The sequence below is a fragment of the Klebsiella sp. A-Nf5 genome (genome assembly GCF_002810545.1).
Lineage (GTDB): Bacteria > Pseudomonadota > Gammaproteobacteria > Enterobacterales > Enterobacteriaceae > Klebsiella > Klebsiella variicola.
Genome location: NZ_PIOG01000115.1, coordinates 1 through 1877 on the forward strand (window position 1 = coordinate 1; position 1877 = coordinate 1877).

Genomic DNA, 1877 nt, shown 5'->3' on the forward strand with positions numbered 1-1877 from the left:
GCGTTTAAGCAGCGGGTTATCGAGAACAGTCAGCGTCCGGCGCCGGTGGAAGGCATTAAGCGTGCGGAGAAATACGAGCAGCGCTGGTTTGATCCCAGCATCCGCCTGACCGAAGACCTGAAGGACAATGAGGGGCGGGTGTTTGCCCGCAAGGGCGAAGTGGTGAACCCGCTTAAAACCGTACCGTTTGTCCAGACCCTGTACTTCATCAATGGTGACGATGCCGACCAGCTGGCCTGGATGAAGCGTCAGGTGCCGGAAACCCTGATGAGCAAAATTATCCTGGTGCGTGGCAGTATCCCGGATACCTCCGCAGCGCTGGACAGCCGGATCTATTTCGACCAGAACGGCGTACTGAGCAAGCGATTTGGCCTGACGGCGGTCCCGGCGCGGGTCACGCCGGCGCCCTCCGGTGAACGGCTGAATATTGAGGTGTTTCCCGTCCGTTGACCCGTACGATTCCGTATTACGATTATTTGTCAGGTGATTATATGACTATTACTGAGATTGCTCTCGCAGCATTAATTGTTGTTCAGTGGCTTACGGTGGTCCGACAAAATAAAGAAATTAACCACCGTCGTGAATGTGAAAGGCTTCTGAAAGAAAGAATAGACGATTATGAAATACAGAAGGGGCGGTATTGTCGGTATGTTGAAGGAAAAGCAAAGTATCTCATCAGCGATATGGAAAAGGATTTGGATGAGCTTTTTCTTTTAAAACCAAATGATGAGGACTCGTTCTGGCGGAAGGTTTACAGGCTGGAGTTTATTTCCAACGTGCTGAAGGAGTTCGCTAAGGGACAGGATTTAAAAAAACAGAAAGAAATAATCGATGGTGTAAACAACATCTGGGAAAAATACAGGGGAAGGGATAATTAATGAGGAAAATATCATTTTTGTTTATCCTCCTGTTTTTTTCATTAGTCCCTCAGGTACATGCAGATCCGTCGTGTGAAGGTCGATTCGTTAACCCGATCACCGATGTGTGCTGGCGCTGCATATTTCCTTTATCACTCGGCAGCGTGCAGGTTGGTAAAGGCGATCTGCCTGATACCAGCAATCCGGGTAGTCCCCTGCAGCTGTGTCCGGCGCCGCCACCGATTTTTGTTCGCCCCGGCCTGGCCATCGGGTACTGGGAGCCGATGGCCATGACGGACGTCAGCCGTTCGCCTGGCTGTATGGTCAATCTGGGGGGCTTCAGTATCAATCTCGGCAAGACCGGTATGGGGACCGCGAGAAAGGACGATAAGCAGGTGAACGGCGCCTTCTATCACGTTCACTGGTACAAGTACCCGCTGACCTACTGGCTGAATATCATCACCTCCGCAGGCTGTCTGGAAGGCGGAGACATGGATATAGCCTATCTGTCCGAGATAGACCCGACCTGGGTGGACAGCAGCCTCACCACCATCCTGAATCCGGAAGCCATCCTGTTTGCCAACCCCATCGCTCAGGGCGCCTGCGCAGCGGATGCGCTGGCCAGTGCATTCCATATGCCACTGGATGTGCTCTTCTGGTGTGGTGGAAGTCACGGCTCACTTTACCCGTTTAACGGCCAGGTCAGTAATGAGTCCAGCCCGCTGCAGTCGTCGGTACTGGTCAGTGAGCGTATGGCCTTCAAGCTCCACCGGCAGGGACAAATTATGGAGAGTATCGGGAAGGACAAGGCAGTCTGTTACGAATATCCCTCCCCGATCATCCCGAAAGAGCGCTGGCGCTATCAGATGGTGAACATGTATCCGGACAGTGGTCAGTGCCATCCGCTTGGACGCAGCGTGATGCGCTGGGAGGCCGGCAAAAATCCACCCAACACCCGCAAGAACTACGGCTATCTGATGTGGCGTAAACGCAATTGTGTCTTTCTCTGACAGGAGTCTC

3 protein-coding genes are annotated in these 1877 nt (G+C 52.9%); all 3 read left to right on the top strand.

Annotated features, from left to right (window positions below):
- Window positions 1–450, top strand: a 450-nt coding sequence (gene traW, locus CWM53_RS11000; RefSeq protein ID WP_165785071.1) for a conjugal transfer pilus assembly protein TraW, incomplete at its 5' end; no start/stop codon positions are given.
- A 41-nt stretch (window positions 451–491) separates the two neighbouring features.
- Entirely contained in the window at window positions 492–878 is a 387-nt protein-coding gene (locus tag CWM53_RS11005) for a hypothetical protein (protein ID WP_100730187.1), read from the top strand.
- The gene (gene traU, locus CWM53_RS11010) at window positions 878–1867 is read left to right on the top strand and encodes a conjugal transfer pilus assembly protein TraU (RefSeq protein ID WP_040107936.1); all 990 of its coding nucleotides are present in this window, start codon (window positions 878–880) and stop codon (window positions 1865–1867) included. Before CWM53_RS11005 ends, traU begins: the two co-directional genes overlap by 1 nt.
- The last annotated feature ends 10 nt before the right edge of the window (window positions 1868–1877 follow it).